Source organism: Nocardiopsis sp. SBT366, assembly GCF_001083815.1.
Taxonomy (GTDB): Bacteria; Actinomycetota; Actinomycetes; order Streptosporangiales; family Streptosporangiaceae; genus Nocardiopsis; species Nocardiopsis prasina.
The window spans coordinates 1-24,602 of record NZ_LAVM01000071.1; the positions used below are offsets into that span (position 1 = coordinate 1).

At 70.3% G+C, this 24,602-nt stretch carries 19 protein-coding genes and 1 pseudogene; 9 read left to right on the forward strand and 11 right to left on the reverse strand.

Annotated elements, in window-relative coordinates; translation table 11 throughout:
* From ADX84_RS19475 to ADX84_RS19485, 3 genes and pseudogenes are all read right to left on the reverse strand, one after another.
* A pseudogene (locus ADX84_RS19475) lies at positions 1 to 209 on the reverse strand (signal recognition particle-docking protein FtsY); the annotation flags it as partial.
* An 89-nt stretch (positions 210 to 298) separates the two neighbouring features.
* Positions 299 to 1,330, reverse strand: coding sequence for an iron ABC transporter permease (locus ADX84_RS19480; RefSeq protein WP_049577234.1), 1,032 nt, complete (start codon positions 1,328 to 1,330; stop codon positions 299 to 301).
* A gap of 72 nt (positions 1,331 to 1,402) precedes the next feature.
* On the reverse strand, positions 1,403 to 2,404 hold the full coding sequence (locus ADX84_RS19485) for an ABC transporter substrate-binding protein (protein WP_049577322.1): 1,002 nt from the start codon (positions 2,402 to 2,404) through the stop codon (positions 1,403 to 1,405).
* 662 nt (positions 2,405 to 3,066) lie between these two features.
* Here ADX84_RS19485 and ADX84_RS19490 point away from each other — a divergent pair.
* Both ADX84_RS19490 and ADX84_RS19495 read left to right on the forward strand, forming a co-directional pair.
* Entirely contained in the window at positions 3,067 to 5,736 is a 2,670-nt protein-coding gene (locus ADX84_RS19490) for a S8 family serine peptidase (protein ID WP_049577238.1), read from the forward strand.
* Between the two features lie 148 nt (positions 5,737 to 5,884).
* Entirely contained in the window at positions 5,885 to 6,241 is a 357-nt protein-coding gene (locus tag ADX84_RS19495; RefSeq protein ID WP_049577242.1) for a ribosomal protein L7/L12, read from the forward strand.
* Between the two features lie 815 nt (positions 6,242 to 7,056).
* On the opposite strand, the gene ADX84_RS19500 is transcribed toward ADX84_RS19495, so the two are convergent.
* From ADX84_RS19500 to ADX84_RS19515, 4 genes are all read right to left on the reverse strand, one after another.
* Positions 7,057 to 7,683, reverse strand: coding sequence for an MBL fold metallo-hydrolase (locus ADX84_RS19500; RefSeq protein ID WP_049577245.1), 627 nt, complete (start codon positions 7,681 to 7,683; stop codon positions 7,057 to 7,059).
* Between the two features lie 31 nt (positions 7,684 to 7,714).
* On the reverse strand, positions 7,715 to 8,722 hold the full coding sequence (locus ADX84_RS19505) for an adenylate/guanylate cyclase domain-containing protein (protein ID WP_049577248.1): 1,008 nt from the start codon (positions 8,720 to 8,722) through the stop codon (positions 7,715 to 7,717).
* A gap of 77 nt (positions 8,723 to 8,799) precedes the next feature.
* Entirely contained in the window at positions 8,800 to 9,312 is a 513-nt protein-coding gene (locus ADX84_RS19510) for a PH domain-containing protein (protein WP_017542207.1), read from the reverse strand.
* A 26-nt stretch (positions 9,313 to 9,338) separates the two neighbouring features.
* Positions 9,339 to 10,106, reverse strand: a complete 768-nt coding sequence (locus ADX84_RS19515; protein WP_049577251.1) for a biotin--[acetyl-CoA-carboxylase] ligase — start codon at positions 10,104 to 10,106, stop codon at positions 9,339 to 9,341.
* Between the two features lie 129 nt (positions 10,107 to 10,235).
* Between ADX84_RS19515 and ADX84_RS19520 the strand changes: the two genes are divergently transcribed.
* The gene (locus tag ADX84_RS19520) at positions 10,236 to 10,841 is read left to right on the forward strand and encodes a Uma2 family endonuclease (RefSeq protein WP_049577256.1); all 606 of its coding nucleotides are present in this window, start codon (positions 10,236 to 10,238) and stop codon (positions 10,839 to 10,841) included.
* Between the two features lie 3 nt (positions 10,842 to 10,844).
* Here ADX84_RS19520 and ADX84_RS19525 read toward each other — a convergent pair whose 3' ends face one another.
* A complete protein-coding gene (locus ADX84_RS19525; RefSeq protein WP_049577259.1) occupies positions 10,845 to 13,406 on the reverse strand; it encodes a phosphoenolpyruvate carboxylase in 2,562 nt (853 codons plus the stop codon).
* 337 nt (positions 13,407 to 13,743) lie between these two features.
* On the opposite strand from ADX84_RS19525, the gene ADX84_RS19530 reads away from it, so the two are divergent.
* From ADX84_RS19530 to ADX84_RS19550, 5 genes are all read left to right on the forward strand, one after another.
* Complete coding sequence (locus ADX84_RS19530) at positions 13,744 to 15,354, forward strand: acyl-CoA carboxylase subunit beta (protein ID WP_049577262.1); 1,611 nt, start codon at positions 13,744 to 13,746, stop codon at positions 15,352 to 15,354.
* Entirely contained in the window at positions 15,351 to 15,581 is a 231-nt protein-coding gene (locus ADX84_RS19535) for an acyl-CoA carboxylase subunit epsilon (protein WP_049577265.1), read from the forward strand. The genes ADX84_RS19530 and ADX84_RS19535 overlap by 4 nt, the downstream gene beginning before the upstream one ends.
* An 87-nt stretch (positions 15,582 to 15,668) precedes the next feature.
* Positions 15,669 to 17,435, forward strand: coding sequence for a biotin carboxylase N-terminal domain-containing protein (locus tag ADX84_RS19540; RefSeq protein WP_049577268.1), 1,767 nt, complete (start codon positions 15,669 to 15,671; stop codon positions 17,433 to 17,435).
* A 436-nt stretch (positions 17,436 to 17,871) separates the two neighbouring features.
* Positions 17,872 to 19,344 carry a dicarboxylate/amino acid:cation symporter gene (locus ADX84_RS19545; protein ID WP_049577273.1) on the forward strand — a complete coding sequence of 491 codons (1,473 nt, stop codon included), beginning with the start codon at positions 17,872 to 17,874 and terminating at the stop codon, positions 19,342 to 19,344.
* A 191-nt stretch (positions 19,345 to 19,535) separates the two neighbouring features.
* Positions 19,536 to 20,777 (forward strand): hypothetical protein, encoded by a 1,242-nt coding sequence (locus tag ADX84_RS19550; protein WP_049577275.1) that lies wholly within the window; start codon positions 19,536 to 19,538, stop codon positions 20,775 to 20,777.
* A 67-nt stretch (positions 20,778 to 20,844) separates the two neighbouring features.
* Here the strand turns inward: ADX84_RS19550 and ADX84_RS19555 are convergent, their stop codons facing one another.
* The 3 genes from ADX84_RS19555 to ADX84_RS19565 all read right to left on the reverse strand — a co-directional run bounded on the left by ADX84_RS19555 (position 20,845) and on the right by ADX84_RS19565 (position 23,374).
* Positions 20,845 to 21,501 carry an AAA family ATPase gene (locus ADX84_RS19555; RefSeq protein WP_049577279.1) on the reverse strand — a complete coding sequence of 219 codons (657 nt, stop codon included), beginning with the start codon at positions 21,499 to 21,501 and terminating at the stop codon, positions 20,845 to 20,847.
* Between the two features lie 17 nt (positions 21,502 to 21,518).
* On the reverse strand, positions 21,519 to 21,872 hold the full coding sequence (locus ADX84_RS19560; RefSeq protein WP_082206630.1) for a zf-TFIIB domain-containing protein: 354 nt from the start codon (positions 21,870 to 21,872) through the stop codon (positions 21,519 to 21,521).
* A 119-nt stretch (positions 21,873 to 21,991) separates the two neighbouring features.
* Entirely contained in the window at positions 21,992 to 23,374 is a 1,383-nt protein-coding gene (locus ADX84_RS19565) for an NAD(P)H-quinone dehydrogenase (protein ID WP_049577288.1), read from the reverse strand.
* A 324-nt stretch (positions 23,375 to 23,698) separates the two neighbouring features.
* Here ADX84_RS19565 and ADX84_RS19570 point away from each other — a divergent pair, with 324 nt between their 5' ends.
* Positions 23,699 to 24,523, forward strand: a complete 825-nt coding sequence (locus ADX84_RS19570; RefSeq protein WP_049577293.1) for a purine-nucleoside phosphorylase — start codon at positions 23,699 to 23,701, stop codon at positions 24,521 to 24,523.
* Positions 24,524 to 24,602: the final 79 nt, after the last annotated feature.

The following is a 24,602-nucleotide window of genomic DNA, read 5'->3' on the forward strand; positions in this document are numbered from 1 at the left end:
GGAGGAGCGTGGGCGGGGGGCGTCTGGGCCGCTCCCCCGTCCTTCTCACGGTCCTCTTCGAGGGCGGTGGCCCCGGTCTCCCCGGTGACCTCGGGCTTGGCTTCTTCCTTACCCGGCTTGACCGAGCGTCCGGCCCTGACCAGGAAGAACCCACCAACCGCCAGGAGGGCGACGACGACGATGATGCTTACGAGCAAGGTGATGTCCATAGCGCTCACCAGTCTCCCAGAGTGTCCGACGCGTTCGCGTCACGCCCCGGTGGCGTGCCGGGAACGATGCTGGCGGGGGGTGCACGGCCTCAGGTGCCCCGGTGGCGGGTGGTGCGCAGGATGATGACGAAGAACGGGGCGCCGAGGAAGGCGGTGACCACCCCGATGGGGAGTTCGGCGGGGGCGACGATGGTGCGCGCCACGATGTCCACCAGGACGAGGAAGGCGCCGCCCATCAGCACGGTGACGGGCAGGATCGCCCGGTAGTTGGAGCCCACGAGGCGGCGCACGATGTGCGGGACCACGATGCCGACGAACCCGATCAGCCCGCTCACGGAGACGGCGGCGGCGGTGGCCAGGGAGGCGGCGGCGATCACGACCATCCGCACGGCCGCGGGGTTGAGGCCGAGGCTGACCGCCTTGTCGTCGCCCAGGGCGAGCATGTCCAGCAGGTAGCCGGAGAGCAGCAGGACGAGCAGGCCGACGATCGCGTACGGGGCGATGAGGCGGACGTCGTCCCAGCCGCCCCTGCCGAGTCCGCCCAGCAGCCACGCGTAGATGCGTTGGAGCTGGTCCACACCCATCTGCTGGACGAGGGTCTGGGCGGCGGAGAGGAACGAGGAGACCGCCACCCCGGCCAGGACCAGGGCCGCGGTGCCTCCTCCCCCGGCGGTGGCGCCGAGCATGTAGGCGGCGGCCACCCCGGCCAGCGCGCCGACGAAGGCGGCCACCGGGACCAGGGCGCGCGGGTCGGCGAGCACCTCGTGGCCGAAGACCATGACCAAGGTGGCGCCCAGCCCGGCCCCGGCCGCGGCGCCGAGGAGGAAGGGGTCGGCCAGCGGGTTGCGGAAGACACCCTGGTAGGCGCCGCCCGCGGTGGCCAGCAGGGCGCCGACGATGGCGCCCATCACCACGCGGGGCAGGCGCAGTTCCATGAGGAGCGCCTCCTGCCGTTCGGTGAGCGGTGTCTCCACCCCGAACGGCAGGAGGCTGAGCAGGTGGCGGAGGATGTCACCGGCGGAGATCGAGGCGGCCCCCGCCGCGACGCCGAGGACCCCGGCCGCGAACAGCGCGACCGCACCGCCCAGCATCCAGCCCAGGGGAACCCCGAAGCCCTTCACGTGCCGCTCCCATCGCTCTCGCCCCCGTCTGTCCGCACCGGTGACCCGCGGCCCCGGTGGGCGGTACCGGGCCTACTGGTTGGCGGTCTCGACGACCGCGTCGCTCACGGACTGGGCGAAGTCGACCACGCGCGGTCCCCAGCGGGAGGCGATGTCGGTGTCGAGGAGGTGGACCGAGTCGGTCTCGACCGCCGAGACGGTGGCGAAGGCCGGGCGTTCGGCGACGGCCTCGACGTCGGACTCGTCACCGTAGGAGAGGAAGATGAGGTCGGGGTTCTCCTCGACCACGAACTCGGAGGACAGCTGCGGGTAGCCGCCGCTCTCGCCGTCGTCGGCCTGGTCGGCGATGTTCACGAGACCGAAGGCGTCGTGGATCTGGCCGACGAAGGTGCCGGAGGTGGCGGAGAACAGGGTGTCGTCGAGCTCCTGGTAGAAGGTGAGCTGGGTGTCGCCGATCTCGGCGCAGGTGGACTCGACGATCTCGTTGAATTCGCCCTCGATCCGGTCGGCCTCGGTGTCGGCCTCCTCGGTCTGGCCGGTGACCTCGCCGAGCAGGCGGACCTGGGCGTAGACGTCCTCCAGGTCGGCGGCTCCGGGCAGGACCAGGACGGGGATGTCGACGGCGCCGAGCTGGTCGGCGGTGTCGACGGCGCTGTCCGCGAGGATCACCAGGTCGGGGTCGTACTCGCTGATCGCCTCGACGTTGGGGGTGAAGCCGCTGAGGTCCGTGGTGGGAGCCTCGTCCGGGTGGTTGGAGTAGTCGTCGACCGCTTCGACCTGGTCACCGGCACCGATGGCGAAGAGCATCTCGGTGTTGCTCGGCGAGAGCGAGACGATGCGCTCGGGCGCGGTGTCGACGGTGACCTCTCCGACCACGTCGGTCACGGTGACGGGGAAGGTGCCGTCACCGACGGGCGCGCGGTCGGCCGCGGGCTCGGGGGCCCCGCACTCGGCGGAGGCGGTCCCCGTCTCCTGTGTCGGCTCGGATTCGGACTCGGGGTCGGTGGTGCCGCAGGCGGTGAGGGCGAGGGTGGCGCCCAGGAGTGCGATGGGGAGTTGGCGGGCGATCCGCACGGTGCGGTGCTCCTTCGGTGAGCAGGGGAAGAGCACGGCCCGGTCGGGGACGGCCGGTCCTTCCCACGAGGACGGGGTTCGTCGGTGCCGAGGAGGCGACCTGGCTCGTCCCCGCGCACGCGCGCGGGGCATCACAGTTGCGGGGCAGCGCCGGATTGCGCGGACCGTGGTGGCCGCGGTACCGGACTTCGCTCGTTCGACACCCGTCGCACCGCCGGAGGGCGGCACAACCCCTTCACTCTACTCGGCGGTACCCCCGCGGCCCGGTGGCCCCTCGACGACCCACACGGGTGCGGACGCACCACTCTCACCTGTGGTTTTCGGGAGACGACACGAGTTCGGCGGGAACCGGGGAAAGGCGGCACCGGGTTTCACGAACCGAATTTCCTCCGCCTTTCACACCACAAGCGCTTTATGTCCACTTTATAGGCTCTTGTGACGCAAGGGGAACCTGTCCCACTTGAATCCATTGCGTGGCCATATTGATCCTCACAGCACATTGACACCTCTATCGCACACGGCAATGATCTCGTTGCCATGCGCGCCGATTATCCGATCACGGACGACCTGCGGCGTATCCCCCCGTGCGCGTTCCTCCGCACCCGGGGTGTGCCGTTCCCCCGGTGTCCTGAGGCGCGCACGAGAAGGGATGTGTTGACAAGGTGGCACGCAACCTGTCACGCCTGGCACCGATCGCCGGGCTGACACTGATCGCGGGACTCGTCGCGGTCACACCGGCCAACGCCGACGAGGGCTCGGAACTCGCCCCACTCCACCCGGCACCCACCGCGGAGAACGGCGAACTGACCCACCAGGTCCAGGACCTGTGGTTCATCGAACTGGAGAGCCCGCCCACCGCCGAGGGAACGGCCTCGGCGATCGTCGAGGACGAACAGGCCGAGTTCCGCTCCGAGGCCGAGGAATTCGGCCTCCAGTACACCGAGCGGCTGTCCTTCGGCGAACTGTGGAACGGCCTCTCCGTGGAGATGGACGACGCCCAGGTGAGTACGGCCCGGGAGATCCCCGGCGTCGCCGCCATCCACCCGGTCGTCCGCCACGAGATCCCGGACTTCGACGACAGCTCACCGGAGATGGAAACCGCCCTCGGCATGACCGGCGCGGACATCGTCCAGAGCGAACTCGGACTGTCCGGTGAGGGCCTGCGCGTGGCCGTCATGGACACCGGCGTCGACTACACCCACCCCGACCTCGGCGGCCCGGGCGGCTTCCCGTCCGAGCGCGTGGTCGCCGGACACGACTTCGTCGGCGACGACTTCAACGCGAGTGTCCCGGCGAAGAACGACCCCGTCCCCGACGACGACCCGCAGGACTGCAACGGCCACGGCACCCACGTCGCGGGCATCATCGGCGCCCAGGGCCAGGTCACCGGCGTCGCGCCCGACGTGGTCTTCGGCGCCTACAAGGTGTTCGGCTGCACCGGCTCCACCACCTCCGACATCATGATCGCGGCCATGGAGCAGGCGCTGGCCGACGACATGGACGTGCTCAACATGAGCGTGGGCTCGGCCCACTCGTGGCCGCAGTACCCGACCGCCGTCGCCTCGGACAACCTGGTCGACGAGGGCATGGTGGTCGTGGCCTCCATCGGCAACGAGGGCGCCTCCGGCCTGTACTCCGCCGGTGCCCCGGGCCTGGGGGCCGACGTCATCGGCGTCGCCGCCTACGACAACACGCACATCCGCGCCAGCGCCGCAGAGGTCACCCAGAGCGGCGAGACCATCGCCTACATGGAGATGGACGACGCCGTGCTGCCGCCCACCTCCGGCGAGACCGACGAACTCGTGTACGTCGGGCGGGGCTGTCTGGCGGCGGGAGACGAACTCGAGGGCGACCCCGAGGGGCGTACCGCGCTCATGGTGCGCGGCGAGTGCACCTTCGGTGAGAAGTACGACGCCGCCCTGGCCGCCGGTGCCACCGGCGTCGTCATCCACAACAACCTGCCCGGCATGTTCGCGGGCGGCGGCATCGTCGACCAGGGCGCGTTCTCCGTGGGCGTCTCCGACGAGGCCGGGGCGCACCTGCGCGAACTCCTGGAGGGCGACGACCCCGTCACCCTGTCCTGGACCGGCGAGGAGACCACGATCCCCAACCCGACCGGCGGCCTGATCAGCAGCTTCAGCTCCTACGGCATGTCGGCCGACCTGGACATCAAGCCGGACCTGGGCGCCCCCGGCGGTCTGATCAACTCCACGTACCCGATGGCCAAGGGCGGCTACGCGACCATCAGCGGCACCTCGATGTCCTCCCCGCACGTCGCGGGCGGCGTCGCCCTGCTGTTGGAGGCCCGTCCGGACCTGGCCGCGCACGACGTGCGCGACGTCCTCCAGAACACCGCGGACCCCACCGCCTGGTGGGGCAACCCGGACCTGGGTGTCCTGGACAACGTCCACCGCCAGGGCGCGGGCATGCTCGACGTCCCCGGTTCGATCCTGACCACCACGGGCCTGTCCCCCGCGAAGCTGCCCCTGGGCGCCACCGAGGGACCCGTGACCGAGACCGTCACCATCACCAACGGCGGGGACGAGCAGGCCACCTACGAGATCGCCCACGCTCCCGCGCTGGGCACGCACGGCAACACCTTCGCGCCGTCCTTCAACGACGCCTACGCGCAGGCCTCCTTCAGCGAGGACAAGGTGACCCTCGGCCCCGGCGAGTCCGCCGAGGTCGAGGTGACTGTCACGCCGCCCGCCCGCGGGTACGCGCAGATGGTCTACGGCGGCTACGTGGAGGTCACCGAGATCGGCGGCGAGGACACGACCGGCACGGTCCGCGTCCCCTACGCGGCCTACAACGGCGACTACCAGGAGATCGAGGCGATGACCCCGATCACCGACGCCAACGGCAACGTGCACGAGCTGCCGTGGCTGACCCGCATCACCCAGTGCGAGGTCTTCTCCGGCCTGGAGTGCGCCGACACCAACGGCGGCACCTTCCAGAACCAGCCCGAGGGCGCCACCTACACGATGGACTGGGTGGACGGCCTGCCGGACGTCCCGTACGTAATCGCGCACTTCGACCACCACGTCACCCTGCTGGAGATGACGGTCGTCGACGAGCGCACCGGCCGCCCGGTCCACCCGGACCGCAACGTCGCCGTCAGTGTCGACCACGTCAACCGCAGCGCCAGCAGCACCGCCTTCTTCAGCTACGTGTGGGACGGCACCGTGGTGGACTCGCGCAACCGGGTGACCGACGTCCGCGACGGTGACTACCGCCTGAAGGCCCGAGCCCTCAAGGCGCTGGGCGACCCGACCAACCCCGACCACTGGGAGAGCTGGACGTCCCCGGTCATCACCATCGACCGGGGCTGACCCGGTACCCACCGGTGAGCAGTCGCGGGGCCGTCTCCCCTTGGGAGGCGGCCCCGCCCGCGTGTGTGTGCGGGTATGGGGCGGGCGTACACTGCGGGCCCCGAACGGATCACCCCGTTCCTCCCGCTCCGAAAGGACCCACCGACCCATGGCAGGATTCTTCGACCGCTTCCGCAAGCCCGAGCCGGAGCCCGTAAGCGCGGAGCTCGACCAGGCCGGGTACGAGGAGGTCCTCGACCTCATCCGCGCCGACCGCAAGGTCCCCGCCGTCAAGCGGATCCGGGAACTCACCGGGATGGGGCTAGTCCAGGCCAAGGACCTCGCCGACGCCATCGAGGAGGGCCGCTGGGCGCCGTTCCCCGCCCCGGGCCAGAGCCTGGCCGACCGCGTCAGGGCACTGCTGTCGCAGGACCGTGTGGCGGACGCGGTCCGGATGGTGGCTCAGGAGACCGGGATGACCGAGGACGAGGCGTCCCGGTTCATCGACGGCCTCGACCAGCCCTAGCGGATCTCTGTCGCGGTGTGCTCTGACTCAGCAACCTCTCGGAAGTAGGCGCTGGTCCCGCCGTCACCGAAAGCAGCATCCCAAGCTCCGAGAAGTACTCCACGAGCGGCGAGGGCCGCGTCCAGACCGCTCTACGGGTTGGGGTTGCTGTTCGCTGTGGGTTCTGGGGTTGTGGTTGCTGTTCGCTGTGGGTTCTGGGGTTGTGGTTGCTGTAGCGGGAGGGTTCTACGGCCAACCCGTTTTTCCCATTAGCTAAAGGCGGTCGGGTGCTGCTTACTGCGTACCCCTTGGGGCCGAACTTTCCAATCAGGGCGGGGTGGGTGGATGGTGCTGTGCCCGCACCGCACTTGGCGGATGAGCAGACCAGTGTCCGTCTGGTAGTTCAGGGCCAAGTACGGCGACGGGCCACCCCCCAGGACNATGAAAAAGCGCGAGGAACGCAGCCGGCCCACCCCCCAGGACTACTGACGTGCTCCAGAAGAACGTGTCCCCAGCACTGGCGAAAACCCCCGCCGCCCCAGCGCCGCCCACCGCACTCCCGCCAACCCGCACACACCCAGGCGGGCACACCACCAACCGTTTCTAGACCCCCAGAGTCTGAGGGGAACTGCGCCGTGCGGCTCACAACAGCGCACGGTTGGGGTTTCCGACCCCCTTCGGTGCAGCACGCTGCGCGGCCTGCGGCTCACAACAGCGCGTGTTGGGAGCTTCCAGGTGCGGATGCCGGGCGGAGTGCGGCCCCAGGGGCTGGGCACATCGCCCCGGTGGGCTGTAACTGGGTGCGGTATCGGGCTTCCACTCCTCCGGTGGGAGGGTCAGAAGCCTCGGGTGGACCACTCTTCCAGGTGGTTGGCGGCTTCGGCGATGGTGGTGGACTCGCCGTGGCCGGGGTGGACGACGGTGTCGCCCGGGAGGGTGATCAGCTGGTCGCGGATGGACGCGATGATCGTGGGGAAGTCCGAGGAGGGCTGGCCGGTGGCACCGGGGCCGTCGGGGAAGAGTGTGTCGCCGCTGAAGACCACGCCGAGCTCCGGCGAGTGGAAGGACACTCCACCGGGGGTGTGGCCCGGGGTGTGCAACACGTTGAGCTCCACGTCCCCCGCGCGCAGGACCTCGCCGTGCAGGAGGGGGGCGTCGGGTTCACGGTAGGGGTGGACCTGGCGCCACAGTTCGGCGTCGTCCGGGTGGAGGAGGATCGGGCAGTCCGCGAGGTCGGCCAGGGCGACGGCGGCGTTGATGTGGTCGGGGTGCCCGTGGGTGCACACGATCGCCATGAGTTCACGGTCGCCCAGCCCTCGGGCGATGCGCTCGTGGTCATGGGCGGCGTCGATCACCACGGCACTCTCGTCGTTGCCGACGATCCACACGTTGTTCTCGATGTCGGACTCGGTGCCCTCGACGCTGAAGACACCCGAGGTACGCAGTTGTTGGATGGGGGTCAAACTCTCACCGCCTCACGTTGGGGCTTCGAGCCTATCCTTCCGAGGGCGTCGGCACATGCGGTTGCGCGTCGAAGTCACGGCGCAGCGCGTACGGCTGGATGAGCCCGAGACCGTGGGCGTGTCGCGCCCGGACCTGCACCACCTGGAGGCCCTCCTCGTCGGTCAGGCTCTCGGCGAGGGCCTCGTCGATGAGGACGGTTCCGGGGCGGGCGAAGGAGGTGAGCCTGCTGGATCGGTTGACGGTGGTGCCGAAGACGTCCCCGTGCAGGGTGAGGACGGGGCCGTAGGCCACGCCGACCCGGACGTCGGGGACCTCCACGTGGGTCTTCACCCCGGAGGCCAGGCGCAGGGCGATGTCCGCGGCCTGGAGGGGGGAGTCCGCGACGTAGAGGACCTCGTCGCCGAGGGTCTTGACCACTCGTCCGCCACCGGAGGCGACGATGTCGGCGGCGGTGGCCTCGAAGCCCTCCACGACGCCCGCGAGTTCGACCTCGTCGAGTTCACGGCTCAGGGTGGTGAAGGAGACCAGGTCCGCGAAGCCCACGATCAGCGGGTAGTAGTTCGGGACGGTGTCGTTGTTGTTGGACATCACCGCGAGGGTGCGCGCAGTGGAGGCGGCGAGCTGGCGGCGCCAGATGTGCAGGAGGAGCCGCTCCACGTCGGGGAGCAGCTCCTTGACCTGGTTCATCAGCGGGCTGGCGGATTCCTCGTTCTGGAAGATGAGGGTGCTCAGGATGCTGGTCTGCCAGTCCGCGAGTCTGGCCATGGTCTGACCCATGGCGCGTGCGAAGCGGACCACTCCCTCTTCGTCGAGGAGCCCCTCCTTGAGGAGGGAGTTGGTGATGCGCAACGCCTCGACGTCGCTCTCGGCGAAGATCACCGAGTCGTCACCCAGGGTGGGGAAACCGAGGGCGCGCCAGACGCGCCCGGCCAGTTCGGGGTCGGCTTCGGCGAGCTCGACCGCCTGTTCCCTGGTGTAGACCGCTTCACCACCGAGCAGGACGGACTCGATCGCTTTCGGGTCAGGACGCGACGGCATACGTTCTCTTTCACGGCCTTACCGCACGGGGGCGGTGTGGGATGCGCCTCCAGCTTACGCCGGAAGGGGCTGGTTGGTCAGCTCGCCGGGTACTCCGGCCGCTGGGCCGCGTTGACCTGGCGGTAGATCTCCGACTGGAACCACTGGGGTCGGGGCACCCGCTGGAGGACCATGCCCTCCTGTTCGGACGCCGACTGAATGGACAACGTTCCGTACCGCATGATCCGTTCCCACAGGGTGATGTTGAAGGAGACGTCGTTGACCCTCGTCAACGGCATGTCCCGGCCCTGCTTGGAGATGATGCCGTCACGCATCATCAGCCGCCGGTTGGTGAGGATGTAGACCGTGGTCGCCCACTTGAGCATGGGGACGAACCAGAAGGCGAGGGCGGCGACAACGCCCACGGCCACCACGACTCCGGCGGCGATCAGGCTCCAGTCCTCGTTCCAGGGAACGAAGAAGAGCGCGGTGCCGACGACACCGATGATGAGGAACAGCGCCACGAACTCTCCGGCGAGGAGGGTCCAGTGTTGACGTGCGACGTGGACGAGTTCTTCGTCATCGGAGAGATAGCGGTCCGCGATAGCCATAATGGTGATAATGGCACAAGGAACGGCTATTCGCCCGGTCGGACGTGCACGACGTCCCCGGCGCTGAGCGCCCGCCCGGCGACGAGCAACCGGGCCTGGTCGTCGACCCCCGTGGCGGTGCCGTCGAGGAAGGTGCCTCCGGGCAGGTGGACGCGGACCCGGCGGCCGATGGTCACGCACACGTCCCTGTACTCGTCGGCGATCGCCCCCGGGTCGCCCTTCCAGGTGGTGTAGCGCCGCTCGAACTCCTCCAGGACCGCCACGAGGAGGGTCTCCCGGAGGGTGTGGGCGCCCTCGGCGCGGAGGGAGGTGGCGGTCTCCACGGGGAGTTCGTCCCGCGTCTGGGAGACGTTCAGCCCCATGCCGACCACGATGGCGGGGTGGGAGGGGTCGGAGAAGTCGGCCTCGGCGAGGATTCCGGCGAGCTTGGTCTCTGCGACGAGAAGGTCGTTGGGCCACTTGAGCCGTGTGTCGAGCCCGGTGGTCCCGCGCACGGCGGCGACGGCCGCCAACCCCATGAGGGGGGACACCCAGCCGAGCTGTTCCGCGGGCACCTCGGGACGGATCAGGAGCGAGAAGGTGAGCGCGACCCGCGGTGGTGTCGTGAAGCCGCGCCCCAGCCTTCCCTTTCCGGCGGTCTGGTGTTCGGTGACCAGCACGCTGCCCTCGGGGGCCCCTTCCCTGGACCTCGCGATCAGCTCGGTGTTGGTGGAGCCCGTCTCAGGCACCACCTCGACCCGCCAGAATGCGCCGGGGCGGATCGCGTTCCGGTCCAGGGGAGGGATCTCGTTCATCCGTCCATTAGAGCAGTTCCGGAACCGGGCCCGAAAAGCCCTTCGGGCCCCGGAGCCACGGGTTAGGCTGAAGCCGTCACACCGATGATCACGTCTCGCTACGTTCGGTTACTGGAGGTGTCGCGGCGGATGACCATCCCGGAGTCGGAGACCACGGTTGGTGGGCCGTCCCACTGGGAAGTCGTGTTGCGCGCCTGGGAAGTACTGGACCTGCCCGATGGCTGGCGGGCCGAGATCATCGAAGGCGCGATCAGCATCATGACTCCCCCGAAGGACGAGCACGCTCACATCGTCGCCCTGCTGAACAGGTGGATCGTTCGCGCGACTCTCATGGAGGGCGCGCTCGCCGAGGCCACGGTCCACCAGAACATCGACCTCCGGGTGCCGCTGCGCAGTGGCCTGTACATCCCGGACCTCCTGGTCCTGCCCGGCTCGATCATGCTGCGCGGCCCCGAGCACGGCGCCGAGGACGCGCTCCTCGTGGTCGAGGTGACCTCCAAGAGCACCGCGAAGAAGGACCGCGGCTCCAAGCTATGGGGATACGCCCAGGCCGGCATCCCCTTCTACCTGTTGGTCGACCGCTGGGACCCGGAGAGCGGCCGCGGTGAGGTCACCCTGTTCGGCGATCCCGAGAAGGGCCGGTACACGAGTGTCACCAAGGTCCCGTTCGGCAAGGAGATCCACCTGCCCGAACCGTTCGACCTGACACTCGACACCGGCGCCTTCCCGAGCTGACGGTCAGCCGGTGTTCTGGAGTCCGGCGGCCACTCCGTTGACGGAGAGCAGGAGCAGTCGCTCCAGGTGCTCGCTGTCCTCTTCTGACAGGGACTCGGACTCCTCGCCGCGCAGGGCCTCCAGGGCGCGGAGCTGGAGGTGGCTGAGCGCGTCCACGTAGGGGTTGCGCAGGTCCACGGCGCGGGACAGGACCGCGCGGTTCTCCAGCAGGCGGCTGTGGCCGGTCACCCTGAGGACGAGTTCGCGGGTCAGGTCGTACTCCCGCAGGACCGTCTCGCTGAGTTCGGGCCGGTCGCCCAGGGCGAGGTAGCGCTCGGCGATGGTGCGGTCGGTCTTTGCCAGACTCATCTCCGCGTTGTCCAGCAGCGACGCGAACAGCGGCCACTCCTGGTAGGCGGCTTGGAGGACGGGCAGGTCCGCCACGGCGGCCAGGCCCGTGCCGAGGCCGAACCAGCCGGGCAGGTTCACTCGGGTCTGGGTCCACGCGAACACCCACGGGATCGCCCGAAGGTCGCCCAGGCCCTTGGCGGCGCTGCGGCGGGAGGGCCTCGACCCGAGGCGGAGGTCACCGAGCTCCTCGAGGGGGCTCACCCTGGAGAACCACACCGCGAAGTCCTCGGTGTTGATGAGCGACAGGTACGCCTCCTGGGCGGCCTCCGCGATGGTGTCCGCGTGGCGCCGGTAGCGCTCGGCGGCGGCGCGCTCGTGCTCCTGGACGGTGTCGGTGGAGGCCATCAGGACGGCGTGGCCGACCTGTTCGATGTGGCGGCGCCCGATCGCGGCCTGGCCGTAGCGGGCGAAGATGACCTCGCCCTGTTCGGTGACCTTGAACCGACCGTCGACCGAACCCGGCGCCTGGGCGAGCAGGGCGCGGCTGGCCGGACCGCCGCCGCGGCCGAGGGAACCGCCCCGGCCGTGGAAGAGGGTGAGGCGCACGTCGTGCTCACGGGCCCACGCGGACAGCCTGGCCTGGGCGTCGTACAGGCGCAGGGTCGCGCTGACGGGACCCACGTCCTTGGCGGAGTCGCTGTAGCCGAGCATCACCTCGAGGCGGCGGTCGTTGTCGGCCAGACGCTGGCGGACCGGCGGGAGTTCGAGCATCCCGGCCAGCACCCTCGGGGAGGCCTCCAGGTCCGCTCCGGTCTCGAAGAGCGGGATGACGTCCAGGACGGGCACCCGCTTGGGCGGCAGGGCGTGGGTGGCCAGCTTGTGGACGGCCTCGATGTCCTCGGCCGAACGGGTGAAGCTGACGACGTAGCGGCGGCAGGCCTCCACACCGAAGCGCTCCTGGATCCAGGAGACGGTCCGGATGGTGTCGAGGACCTCCTCGGTGCGCTCCGAGAGGGGACCGCCGGACTCCAGTTCCTTGAGCGCCGCCGCGTGCACCTCGCTGTGCTGGCGGATCTCCAGTTCGGCCAGGTGGAAGCCGAAGGTCTCGGCCTGCCAGACGAGGTGCTGGAGGTCGCCGTAGGCCTGGCGGACCGCCCCGGCTGCGGCGAGCGACTCCTGGACCAGACGCAGGTCGGTGAGGAACTCGTCCGCGTCGGTGTAGGCGAGGTCGGCGTCGCGTTCGCGGGTGGCGCGCAGGCGGGCGGTGGCCAGGAGCAGGAGCTGGCGGTGGGGTTCGTTGGGTGAGCGCTGGGTGATCTCGTCCATGAGCGTGGGCTGGCCAGCCTTCGCCTCGGAGATCGCGTCCCGGAGCGCCGGGCTGGCGGGCGTGAGGTTGGAGTAGACCGTGAGGGCGCGGGCCACCCGGCCGCACGCGGTCTCCAGGCCGCGCAGGATGTGCTCGGACTGGATGGTCATCGCCTCGCGGGTCACCTCGTGGGTGACGAAGGGGTTGCCGTCCCGGTCGCCGCCGATCCAGCTGCCGTAGCGGACGAACGGCTTGGCGCGGGGCGGGCGGGTGCCGGTGCCCTCGGGGTCGATGGCGGTGTCGAGGGTCCGGTAGACCTGCGGGACGATCGCGAAGATCGTCTCGTCGAAGGCGGCCAGGGCGGTGCGCACCTCGTCGAGCGGGTTCAGCTTGGTGTAGCGCAGCTGGGAGGTGCGCCAGAGGAGGTCGATCTCCTCCAGCAGGCGGCGGTGCGCCTCGGCGGCGGCGCCGCTGCCCTCGTGCGAGGTGTGCCAGGCCTCCAGCTGGGCGCTGATGCGCAGGATGGAGGTGGAGACGGCGCGGCGCCGGGCCTCGGTGGGGTGGGCGGTGAGCACGGGGTGGAACTCCATGCCCTCGACCAGTTCGGTCAGGCGCTCCTCGCCGCCCTCTCCCTCGCGGACGGCGCGCACGGCGGCGGCCAGTGACTCGCGGGGCGGGTTCGCGGCGTCGTCGCGTTCGCGCAGGGCGCGCATGCGCTGGTGTTCCTCGGCCAGGTTGGCCAGGTGGAAGTAGACCGTGAAGGCGCGGGCGACCTGCTTGGCGCGTTCCAGGGGCCAGTCAGCGACCAGGCCGGTGATCTCCTCGGTCGTGACGGTGCCGTCGCGGGCACCGATCACGGCGTGTCGGAGTTTCTCGACATCGGCGAGCAGGTCCGCGCCGCCGCTTTCGGCGAGGACCGTTCCGAGCATCTCGCCGAGCAGCTTGACGTCATTCCTGAGCTGTTCGGGGACTTCCTGGCGGGCACTGTCGCGTTCTGCGCTAACCGCTGTCATAGGGCCGACCCTACAGAGATCGAGCCTGGCGGCATGAGCGCGGGGGCCGTTTTTCGCGGTTTTGCTCAGGCGTTAACCGGTGTTCCGGAAACGGGCTTAATTCACAATTACTCACTTTTCCCTTGCTCCCTTTACACACCGCGATCCCCAGGGGCGTTCTCTCGACACTCGGACCCCAGGAGGCCCCACCTACTGACGAGTAACCCGGGCCGAGTGCAGGCGAACCCGACCCCCGGAGCTAACCTGGGCTGTTATGGCCACCGAAGCCCCTGAACCGCTGTCCGCGGCTGAGATCGACATCCACACGACCGCGGGCAAGCTCGCCGACCTGCGACGGCGCAGGTACGAAGCCGTGCACGCCGGCTCCGAGCGCGCTGTCGAGAAGCAGCACGCCAAAGGCAAGATGACCGCACGCGAGCGGATCGACGCGCTGGTCGATCCGGGCTCCTTCGTCGAGTTCGACGCACTGGCCCGGCACCGCTCGACCAACTTCGGCCTCGACGCCAACCGCCCCTACGGGGACGGTGTGGTGACCGGCCACGGAACCGTCGACGGCCGCCCCGTCGCGGTCTTCAGCCAGGACGTCACCGTCTTCGGCGGATCGCTGGGCGAGGTCTACGGCGAGAAGATCTGCAAGGTCCTCGACCACGCCCTCACCAACGGGTGCCCCGTCGTGGGCATCAACGAGGGCGGCGGAGCGCGTATCCAGGAGGGCGTGGTCGCGCTCGGCCTGTACGCGGAGATCTTCAAGCGCAACACCCACGCCTCCGGGGTCGTCCCGCAGATCTCCCTGATCATGGGCGCCACGGCGGGCGGGCACGTCTACTCCCCCGCCCTCACCGACTTCGTGGTGATGGTCGACGAGACCTCCCAGATGTTCATCACCGGCCCCGACGTCATCAAGACCGTCACCGGCGAGGACGTCTCCATGGAGGAGCTCGGCGGCGCCACCACGCACTCCAGCAAGTCGGGGGTGGCCCACTACCGGGGCTCCGACGAGCAGGACGCCATCGACTACGTGAAGTCGCTGCTGTCGCACCTGCCCGACAACAACCTGGAGGAGACCCCGAGGCTGTCTCCCGAGGACGACCCCGGTGACGAGACCACCGACACCGACCTGGCCCTGGACACCTTCGTCCCGGACTCGGCCAACCAGCCGTACGACATCAAGCAGGTCATCGAGTCGGTCCTGGACGACGGCGACTTCCTCGAGGTGCACGCCCAGTTCGCCACGAACATCGTGGTGGGCTTCGGACGGGTCGACGGCCGTTCCGTGGGCATCGTCGCCAACCAGCCCATGAGCTTCGCGGGCTGCCTGGACATCGACGCCTCCGAGAAGGCCGCCCGGTTCGTGCGCACCTGCGACGCGTTCAACGTCCCGGTCCTCACCTTCGTGGACGTGCCCGGTTTCCTGCCCGGCACCGACCAGGAGTGGGACGGCATCATCCGCCGGGGCGCCAAGCTGCTGTACGCCTACGCCGAGGCCACCGTTCCGCTGATCACCGTCATCACCCGCAAGGCCTTCGGCGGCGCCTACGACGTGATGGGGTCCAAGCACCTGGGCGCCGACGTCAACCTGGCCTGGCCCACCGCGCAGATCGCGGTCATGGGCGCGCAGGGGGCGGTCAACATCCTGCACCGGCGCACCCTCGCCGCCGCCGACGACGTCGAGTCCGAGCGGGCCCGTCTGGTGGGCGAGTACGAAGACACCCTGCTCAATCCGTACTCGGCGGCCGAGCGCGGCTACGTGGACGGGGTCATCCTGCCCTCCGAGACCCGCGTCCAGGTCGCCAAGGCGCTGAGGGCGCTGCGCAACAAGCGCAAACAGCTGCCGCCCAAGAAGCACGGGAACATCCCGCTGTGAGCGCGCCGGAGAAGGCGTCCCCGCACCTGGTCGTGGTCCGGGGTGAGCCCACCGAGGAGGAGATCGCCGTCCTCACCGCCGTGCTCACCGCCCGCGCCGCGGCGGCCCGTGCGGGCTCCGAGGCCCCCGAGTCCGAGCGGCCCGCCTCGGGCTGGCGGGACCACGCGCACCACCTGCGCGTCCCGCCGCGCCCCGGCCCCGGCGCCTGGCGCCTGAGCACCAGGTGACCCCTGACGTGCTCCCCCGATACCCAGACCCTTCGTCGAGCGGTCGGCGTGTGACCCGCTCCGTGCTCCAGCTGGAGGATTTCCACCGTGCGTAAAGTTCTGATCGCCAACCGAGGCGAGATCGCCGTGCGCATCGCCCGCGCCTGCCGCGACGCCGGGATCGCCAGCGTCGCGGTCTACGCCGAACCCGACCTGGACGCCCTGCACGTCAAGGTCGCCGACGAGGCGCACAGTCTGGGCGGGTCCACCCCGGCCGACTCCTACCTGGACATCGGCAAGCTCCTGGCGATCGCCGCCTCCTCCGGCGCGGACGCCGTCCACCCCGGCTACGGGTTCCTGGCCGAGAACGCCGACTTCGCCCAGGCCGTCATCGACGCCGGGCTGACCTGGATCGGCCCGCCCCCGTCCGCGATCACCGCCCTGGGCGACAAGGTCCAGGCCCGACACATCGCGCAGAAGGTCGGCGCCCCCCTGGTCGCGGGCACCCCCGACCCGGTGGAGTCCGCCGACGAGGTCGTGGCCTTCGCACGCGAACACGGCCTGCCGATCGCGATCAAGGCCGCCTTCGGTGGCGGCGGCCGCGGTCTGAAGGTCGCCCACACCCTGGACGAGGTCGCCGACGCCTACGAGTCGGCGGTGCGCGAGGCGGTGACCGCGTTCGGTCGCGGCGAGTGCTTCGTGGAGCGCTACCTGGACAAGCCGCGCCACGTGGAGACCCAGTGCCTGGCCGACACCCACGGCAACGTCGTGGTGGTCTCCACCCGTGACTGCTCCCTCCAGCGCCGCCACCAGAAGCTGGTCGAGGAGGCACCCGCGCCGTTCCTGTCCCCCGACCAGATGGAGCGCCTCTACGGCGCCTCCAAGGCCATCCTCAAGGAGGCGGGCTACGTGGGCGCGGGCACCTGCGAGTTCCTCGTCGGGGTCGACGGCACCATCTCGTTCCTGGAGGTCAACACCCGCCTGCAGGTCGAGCACCCGGTCACCGAGGAGGTCACCGGCATCGACCTGGTCCGCGAGATGTTCCGCGTCGCGGACGGCGAGGAGCTGGGCTACGGCGACCCGCAGGTGCGCGGCCACTCCTTCGAGTTCCGGATCAACGCCGAGGACCCGGGCCGGGGCTTCATGCCCGCCCCCGGCACCATCACCACCCTGAACCTGCCCGGCGGCCCGGGCGTGCGCGTGGACACCGGCTGCGAGGCCGGGTTCACCGTCCCGCAGGCCTTCGACTCGATGGTCGCCAAGCTGATCGTCACCGGGCGCACCCGCACCGAGGCGCTCCAGCGCTCCAAGCGTGCCCTGGCCGAGTTCACCGTGGGTGGGATGCCCACGGTGATCCCCTTCCACCAGGCCGTCGTCGAGGACCCGGCGTTCGCCCCGGCCGACCCCGACCAGCCGTTCGGCGTGTACACGCGCTGGATCGAGTCCGAGTTCGACAACCACATCGCGCCCTGGGCGGGTGAGCCCGGCACGGCCGAGCCGGTCGAGCGGGAGACCGTGACGGTGGAGGTCGGCGGCAGGCGCATCGACGTGGTCCTGCCCGCGTCGCTGGGCGTGGCGGCGGCTCCGGCGGCCGAGAACGGCGGCGGGCGCCGGAAGCGCGCGGCCCGCAGGGGCGGCGCCGCTGCGGTGGCCGGCGGGGACTCCCTGGTCTCCCCGATGCAGGGCACCGTGGTCAAGCTGGTGGCCCAGGAGGGCCAGCAGGTGGCCGAGGGCGAGACCGTGGTGGTCATCGAGGCCATGAAGATGGAGCAGCCGCTCACCGCCCACCGGACCGGGACCGTGACCGGCCTCAAGGTCGCCCCCGGGGAGACCGTCGGCAACGGCGCGGTGGTCTGCGAGATCAAGGACGCGTAGGCGTTCCCGCCCCCGGGCCGCGGGAGGGGAGGCACCGTGACGGTGCCTCCCCTCCGCCGTTCCCGGGGTGATCCTCGTCGCGTCCGGAAACGGGAAGATCCAGCACAGTAAGGGCTCCTGTCCACACCTTCGGGAAGAACGTCCGACTGTGTATGGAAAAGGTAAGTGATACGGGTTATTGTTCTCGACTGTGACGAACATCTGGGGACTGACGCGAAGGTGGCACATCGACCTGTGCCGCTTCAGCAGCCACGCGTGTAGCTAGGTCCACGCGCGCCCGCGCCTTCAGCCGGGCAGCGCGCCGCTCACCCTTCCCAGGTCACCTTTTCCCGGTGATGCCCGACCCATCCCCTGCGCCGAGCTCCCGCGGCCCGCCGCGCCGACCCGTGACGTCGAACGCGAGCGCCCGGCCACCCATTACTGGAGTCATCCTTCCGTGTCCGAGCAGACCACAGTTCCCAGACGTAAGCCGCGTTTCCCGTTCGCCGCACAGGTCCTCGCCGGTGTGGTGCTGGGCATCGTCCTCGGTGTCGTCGCCCTCCAGATCGGTCCCGTCGGCGACGGTGAGCCCAACTGGCTGGCCGTCACCCTCCAGACCGTCGGTTCGACCTTCGTCGCGCTGCTGCGCACGATCGTCCCGCCGCTGATCGTCCTCGCCGTCATCTCCTCCATCGCCAACCTGCGCAACGTCGCCAACGCCGCGCGCCTGGCCTGGAAGACCCTGCTCTGGTTCGCCATCACGGCGCTGGTCTCCGTGGCCATCGCGATCGTGATCGGCCTGACCCTGCGCCCCGGCCTGAACAGCGCCGTGGACGCGGGCACCGCCGCGGAGCCCTCCACCACCGGCTCCTGGCTGGCCTTCATCGAGAGCATCGTCCCGGCCAACTTCCTGGGCCTGGCCGCGAGCACCTCCGCTGCCGACGACGGCTCGCTGAGCACGTCGCTGTCGTTCAACGTGCTCCAGCTGATCGTGATCGCCGTGGTCCTGGGCATCGCCGCGGTGAAGGTCGGCAAGCCCGCCGAGCCCTTCATCGCGTTCACCTCCTCCACGCTGGAGGTCGTGCTCAAGGCCCTGTGGTGGGTCATCCGCCTCGCCCCGATCGGCACCGTGGGTCTGCTGGGCAACGCCGTCTACAGCTACGGCTGGACCACCATCGGCGCGCTCGGCCAGTTCACGATCGCGATCTACCTCGGTCTGGCCCTGGTGCTGTTCGTCGTCTACCCGGTGGTCGCCCGCCTGAACGGACTCTCCCCGGTCAAGTACTTCACCGGTGTGTGGCCAGCCGTCCAGCTCGGCTTCGTGTCGCGCTCCTCGCTGGGCACCCTGCCCGTCACCCAGCGCGTCGCCGAGCAGAACTTCGGCGTGCCGCGCCACTACTCCGCCTTCGCGGTGCCGTTCGGCGCCACCACGAAGATGGACGGCTGCGCCGCGATCTACCCGGCGATCTCGGCGATCTTCGTCGCCCAGTTCTTCGGCCTGAGCCTCGGCCTGACCGACTACCTGCTGATCGTGTTCGTCTCGGTGATCGGTTCCGCCGCCACCGCGGGCACCACCGGCGCCACCGTCATGCTGACCCTGACCCTGTCCACGCTGGGTCTGCCCCTGGAGGGCGTGGGTCTGCTGCTGGCCGTCGACCCGATCCTGGACATGGGCCGCACCGCCACCAACGTGGCCGGTCAGGCGCTGATCCCCGCGATCGTCGCCAAGCGCGAGGGCATCCTCGACGTGGTCCGCTACAACGCCCCGCGCGGCACCGCCGGCTTCGTCCCGGAGGACCAGCCCGGCACCGCCACCGGTGACGCGATCGCCGCCGAGCGCGCGGAGGCCGAACGCGCCGCCGCCGAGGGCCAGCAGGACGGTGCCTCGGAGCAGGACTCCGGTCTCGCGGAGTCCGCCGCCCGGAGCTAGTCGCTCCCCGCACCACGACCAGGCCCGCCGAGTTCCGCTCGGCGGGCCTCGTCGTTCCTCCGGATCGCCACCTCGGACGGCAGGAAACCGGACACGGAGGCTGACCTCGGGAACTGTGGGGGCCTCCTGTTCGTCCTGTGGTTGAGGGAGGCGAGAGGATCGACATGTTGCGCCGCTTGGTAACACCCACAGTGCTGACCGCCGGGCTCGCGGCGGCGATGGTGACGGCGGGAGCGGCTTCGGCCGCCGCCGACACCGGGACCGAACCCCCGCAGACGCAGGACATCGTCGCGGAGCTGGAGAACGACGGGGTCTTCGTCGACCCGTCGATCGAGGGCTTCCCGAGCGGTGACGAGGCCGCCCTGGAGGCGGCCGTCGCGAACGCGGACAGCCCCGTCTACTACGTGCTCCTGCCGAGGGAGGTCGCCACCTCCGAGGCCGGGGTGAACGCCGTGCTGGAGCCGGTCATGGCCGAGGTCGGCGACGGCGCCTACGGCGTCCTGGGCGGGAGCGACTACCTCTACGTCACCTCCCCCAACCTGGAGGACACCGACGCCATCAGGGAGGTCGCACTCTCGGAGGGCGGCAACAACCCGACGGACGCCCTCGTGGCGGTGCCCGAGGCCGTCCAGACCACCGAGACCGCCAACGAGGCCCCGACCGGGGGCGGCGGCTCGGGACTGGTGCTGCTCACCATCCTGGTGCTGGTCGCCGCCGCGGGCGGCTGGTACGTGTACAACGCCCGCAAGAAGCGCGAGGCCGAGAAGGCCAAGCAGCTCCAGGAGATCAAGCAGATGGCCACCGAGGACGTCGTCCGCCTCGGTGAGGACGTCGCCCGCCTGGAGATCGACCTGTCCCAGGTGGACGAGGCCACCCGCAGCGACTACTCGCGGGCCATGGACTCCTACGACCAGGCCAAGGCCCAACTGGACACCATCCAGGAGCCCGAGCAGGTCAAGCAGGTGACCAGTGCCCTGGAGGACGGCCGCTACTACATGTCCGCCACCCGGGCCCGGATGAACGGCGAGCCGGTGCCCGCGCGGCGCGGCCCCTGCTTCTTCAACCCGCAGCACGGACCGTCCAGCGAGGACGTCACCTGGGCACCGCCCGGCGGCTCCCCCCGGTCGGTCACCGCGTGCGCGGTCTGCGCCCAGGCGGTGCGCACCGGCGGCCAGCCGGACGTGCGCATGGTCGAGGTGGACGGTGAGCGCCGTCCGTACTACGACGCCGGTCCCGCGTACTCGCCCTACGCCGGCGGCTACTTCGGCATGAACATGATGATGGGCATGTTCACCGGCATGATGATGGGCTCCATGATGGGGTCGATGATGGGCGGCGGCATGATGGACGCCGGAGGGGACATGGGCGACGGCGGCGGAGGCGACTTCGACGGCGGCGGCGACTTCGGGGACTTCGGCGGCTTCGACTTCTAGCCGCAGGACGCCACACGCGAGAACGGGCCCCGGGAGAGGTGAACTCTCCCGGGGCCCTTCGCGTGTCCTACTCCCGACGCACCGCGGGGGCGGCGGATTCCTGGTGGACGCCCTCCACCCAGCGCTGGACGGCCTCGGCGGTCTCCACCGGCGTCGCCTCGGTGGTGTCGAGCAGGGTGACGGGCGGCCGCAGCTCCTCGGCCTCGGCCGTCAGCCAGTCCTGGTGGTCCAGTGTCTCGGCGATCCTGGCCTCGTCCCAGCCGCGCCAGGACGGACGCCCCCGCAGCCTCTCGGCGAGGGGACCCGGTTCGCAGGTGAGCGCGAGGTAGTGGACGCCCGAGAAGAGCGCGCGCTCGGGCAGATGCTCCAGTTCGGGCGGGACCACGGTTCCGCAGAGCACGACGGGCCGCCCGCTCTGCTGGACCATGGCGGCGGTGCGCAGCCAGGTGGAGCGGAACAGGCGGTGGTCGTCGGCCGGGTCGCGCAGGCCGCCCACCCAGAGGAGGTCCTGTTCGAGGACGACGAACCCCTCCCCCAGGCGTGCCAGGAGTTCCCTGGCCACGGTGGACTTGCCCGTGCCGCTGGGCCCCGTGACGCACAGGAGCGGCAGCCGAAGGAAGGGACGGGTCAGACCGCAGGAGGAGCAGCGGAGCAGGTGCTCCCCCGCTCCCGTGTCGGGTTCCCCGTCCCAGTCCCCGCAGTGAGTACAGATCAGCGGGTGCACGGCCGTTACCTCTGCGGCTAGTCGAAGAGCTGTTCCAGGAACCCCTTGCGGCGACGCCGGTAGGGGCGAGGGGAGTCGTTGTAGCCGCCTCGGTAGGCGGGCGGTGAGTCGGCGTAGCCGCCACCGTAGCCGCGCGGGGAGTCGGGGTAGGCGCGCCGCTGGCCCGGGTGTTGTCCCGAGTGCTGGCCCGGATAGGGCTGGGGCGAGTGGGGGTCGGGCGGGACGGCGCCGTAGTGGCGCTGTTCGGCGGATACCACGCGCTCCAGCTCGCCGCGGTCCAGGAAGATCCCCTGGCAGCCGTCACACCGGTCGATGTGGACGCCCTGACGGTCGTAGGTACGCATCTGGCTTTGGCACTTCGGACAGATCACCCCGGAAAGGTACGCCCGGGGTTGTCAAGGACGGGTAAGGAAGCCGGCCCGCCGTGTGTCCTGCACGTGCTCCACACGGCGGGCGGGCCCTGGCGTACTCCCCGGGCGCTTCGGGGCGCCTACTCCGGGGAGGCGAGCATGAGCGAACGCGCGGCCTCGGTGACGCTGCCGGACAGCGACGGGTACACCGAGAAGGTGTGCGCGAGGTCGTCGACGGTCAGGCGCTGCTGCACCGCGATGGACACGCCCAGGATGAGCTCGCTGGCGCGCGGGCCGACGATGACGCCGCCGAGGACGATCCCGGTGTGCTGACGGCAGATCAGCTTGACGAAGCCGTCCTTGACCTGGTTCATCTTGGCGCGCGGGTTGGTGTTCAGCGGCAGGGTGACGGTGCGGCCGTCGATCCGACCGCTGCGCACGTCGTCCTCGCTGGCGCCGACCGCCGCAAGCTCGGGGTGGGTGAACACGGTGGAGGCGACGGTGGACAGCTGGAGCGGGGAGACCGCCTCGCCGAGCGCGTGCCACATGGCGATGCGGCCCTGCATGGCGGCCACCGACGCCAGCATGTTCACGCCGGTGCAGTCACCGGCGGCGTACACGCCCGGGACGGTGGTGCGGGAGACCCGGTCGACCTCGACGAACCCGCCCCGGCCGAGGCGCACCCCGGCCTCCTCCAGGCCCAGGCCCTCGGTGTTGGGGATCATGCCGACGGTCATCAGGCAATGGCTGCCGTCCACCGTCCGGCCGTCAGAGAGGGTCACCCGGACCCCGTCCTCGGTGCGCACGACCGACTCGGCGCGGGTCTGGCTGAGGACCGTCATGCCGCGTCGCATGAAGACCTCCTCCAGCACCTCGGCGGCGTCGGAGTCCTGCGTGGGCATGACCAGCTCGCGTGAGGAGACGAGGGTGACGTCGGAGCCCAGGGCCTGGTAGGCGCTGGCGAACTCGGCGCCGGTGACACCGGAGCCGACCACGATCAGCTTCTCCGGCAGCTTCTCCAGGTCGTAGATGTGGCGCCAGGTCAGGATGCGCTCGCCGTCCGGTTTGGCGGTGGGCAGCTCGCGGGGGTGGGCGCCGGTGGCGATGAGGACGACGTCCGCGCGGATGCGGCGGTCGCCGACGGCCACGATGTGCGGGTCGACCAGCCGGGCCTCCCCGATGACCACCTCCACGCCCTCCTTGACCAGGCGGGCGCGCGTGTCGTCGGACTGGGCCTGGGCCAGGCGCTTGATCCGCGAGTTGACCTGGTCGATGTCGACCTCGACGGGCTCCTTGTGCTCCTCGGCCGCCGGGATGTGGATGCCCAGGCTGCCCGACTCGCGCACGTACGTGGTGCGGGTGGACGTGGCGATCAGGCTCTTGGAGGGGACGCAGTCGGTGAGGACACAGGAACCGCCGATGCCGTCGCGCTCCACCACGGTCACGTCCGCGCCCAACTGCGCGGCGACCAACGCCGGCTCATAGCCCCCGGGCCCGCCACCGATGATCACGACCTTCGTCACGCTGCTTCACTCCCTCTGCGGGTGGTGCGGCCTACCCGTTCCCGGTCCGGGGCGATGTTCGGGCATGGCAGGGCACCACCTGGTTGTCTCGCTTACCTCCATTGTCGGCCATGCCGGGTGTCGATGACCGCAGCCACCCCCGGTCAGCGCGCGACCGGGGGTGGGGAGTGGCCCGTCGGACCCCCTCCCGAGCTCGGAGAATGCGACGAAGGACACGTGGGCCGGGGCGCCGGGTTCACCCCGGGTGACATGTACATTCCGCCCTTCGGACACCCTGCGTTGCGCTCCGGGTCCAACTGACTACAGAGCGGTAGTATCCGACTTGTGAGCGAATCAGAGCAGCCGCCCCGAACCACGGGCGAGGCGAAGCAACTGGCGGACTCCGCGGCGAAGGAGCTGTTGGCCCGGGCCGGTGCCGACAGTTTCGACGCCCTGGTGGTGCTCGGCTCCGGCTGGGCGGGCGTGGTGGACACGCTGGGCACGGCCGACATCGAGATCGACGCGACCGAACTGCCCGGATTCGTGCGGCCCACCGCGGAGGGGCACAGCGACAAGGTCCGCAGCATGTGGGTGGGCGAGAAACGCGTGCTCGTCTTCATGGGGCGGGTCCACCTCTACGAGGGTCTCGGCCCGATGGTAGCCACGCACGCCGTACGGACGGGGATCGCCGCGGGCGCGCGGGTCGCGGTACTGACCGGTTCCGCCGGTTCCCTGCGCACCGACTTCCAGCCCGGACAGCCGGTGGTCGTGCGGGACCACATCAACCTCACCGCGAGTTCTCCGTTGGCCGGGCCCGACTTCGTCGACCTGAGCCACGCCTACAGCGAGCGGCTGAGGGGGATCATCCACGACGTGGACGTCACCCTCGCGGAGGGCGTGTACGTGGCGACGACGGGCCCGCAGCTCCAGACCCCGACCGAACTGAAGGTGCTGCGACAGGCGGGCGCCGACGTGGTGGGGCGCTCGATCGCCCTGGAGACCATCGCCGCCGTCGAGATGGGGGCCGAGGTCCTGGGCCTGTCGATCGTCAGCAACGACGCGTTGGGGGCGGTACTGGAGCCGTTCGAGCAGGAGCGTGCCCTGGAGGTCGTCACCCAGCGGGCGCGTCGGCTGGGCGAACTGCTCAACCGGGTGGTCACGGCGGCCTGACCAGCGCGTCGGTTCCGTCAGGAGGAGCCGCGGAAACAGCACGAAGCCCGGCCGAGGCCGGGCTTCGTCGTGCTTGGTG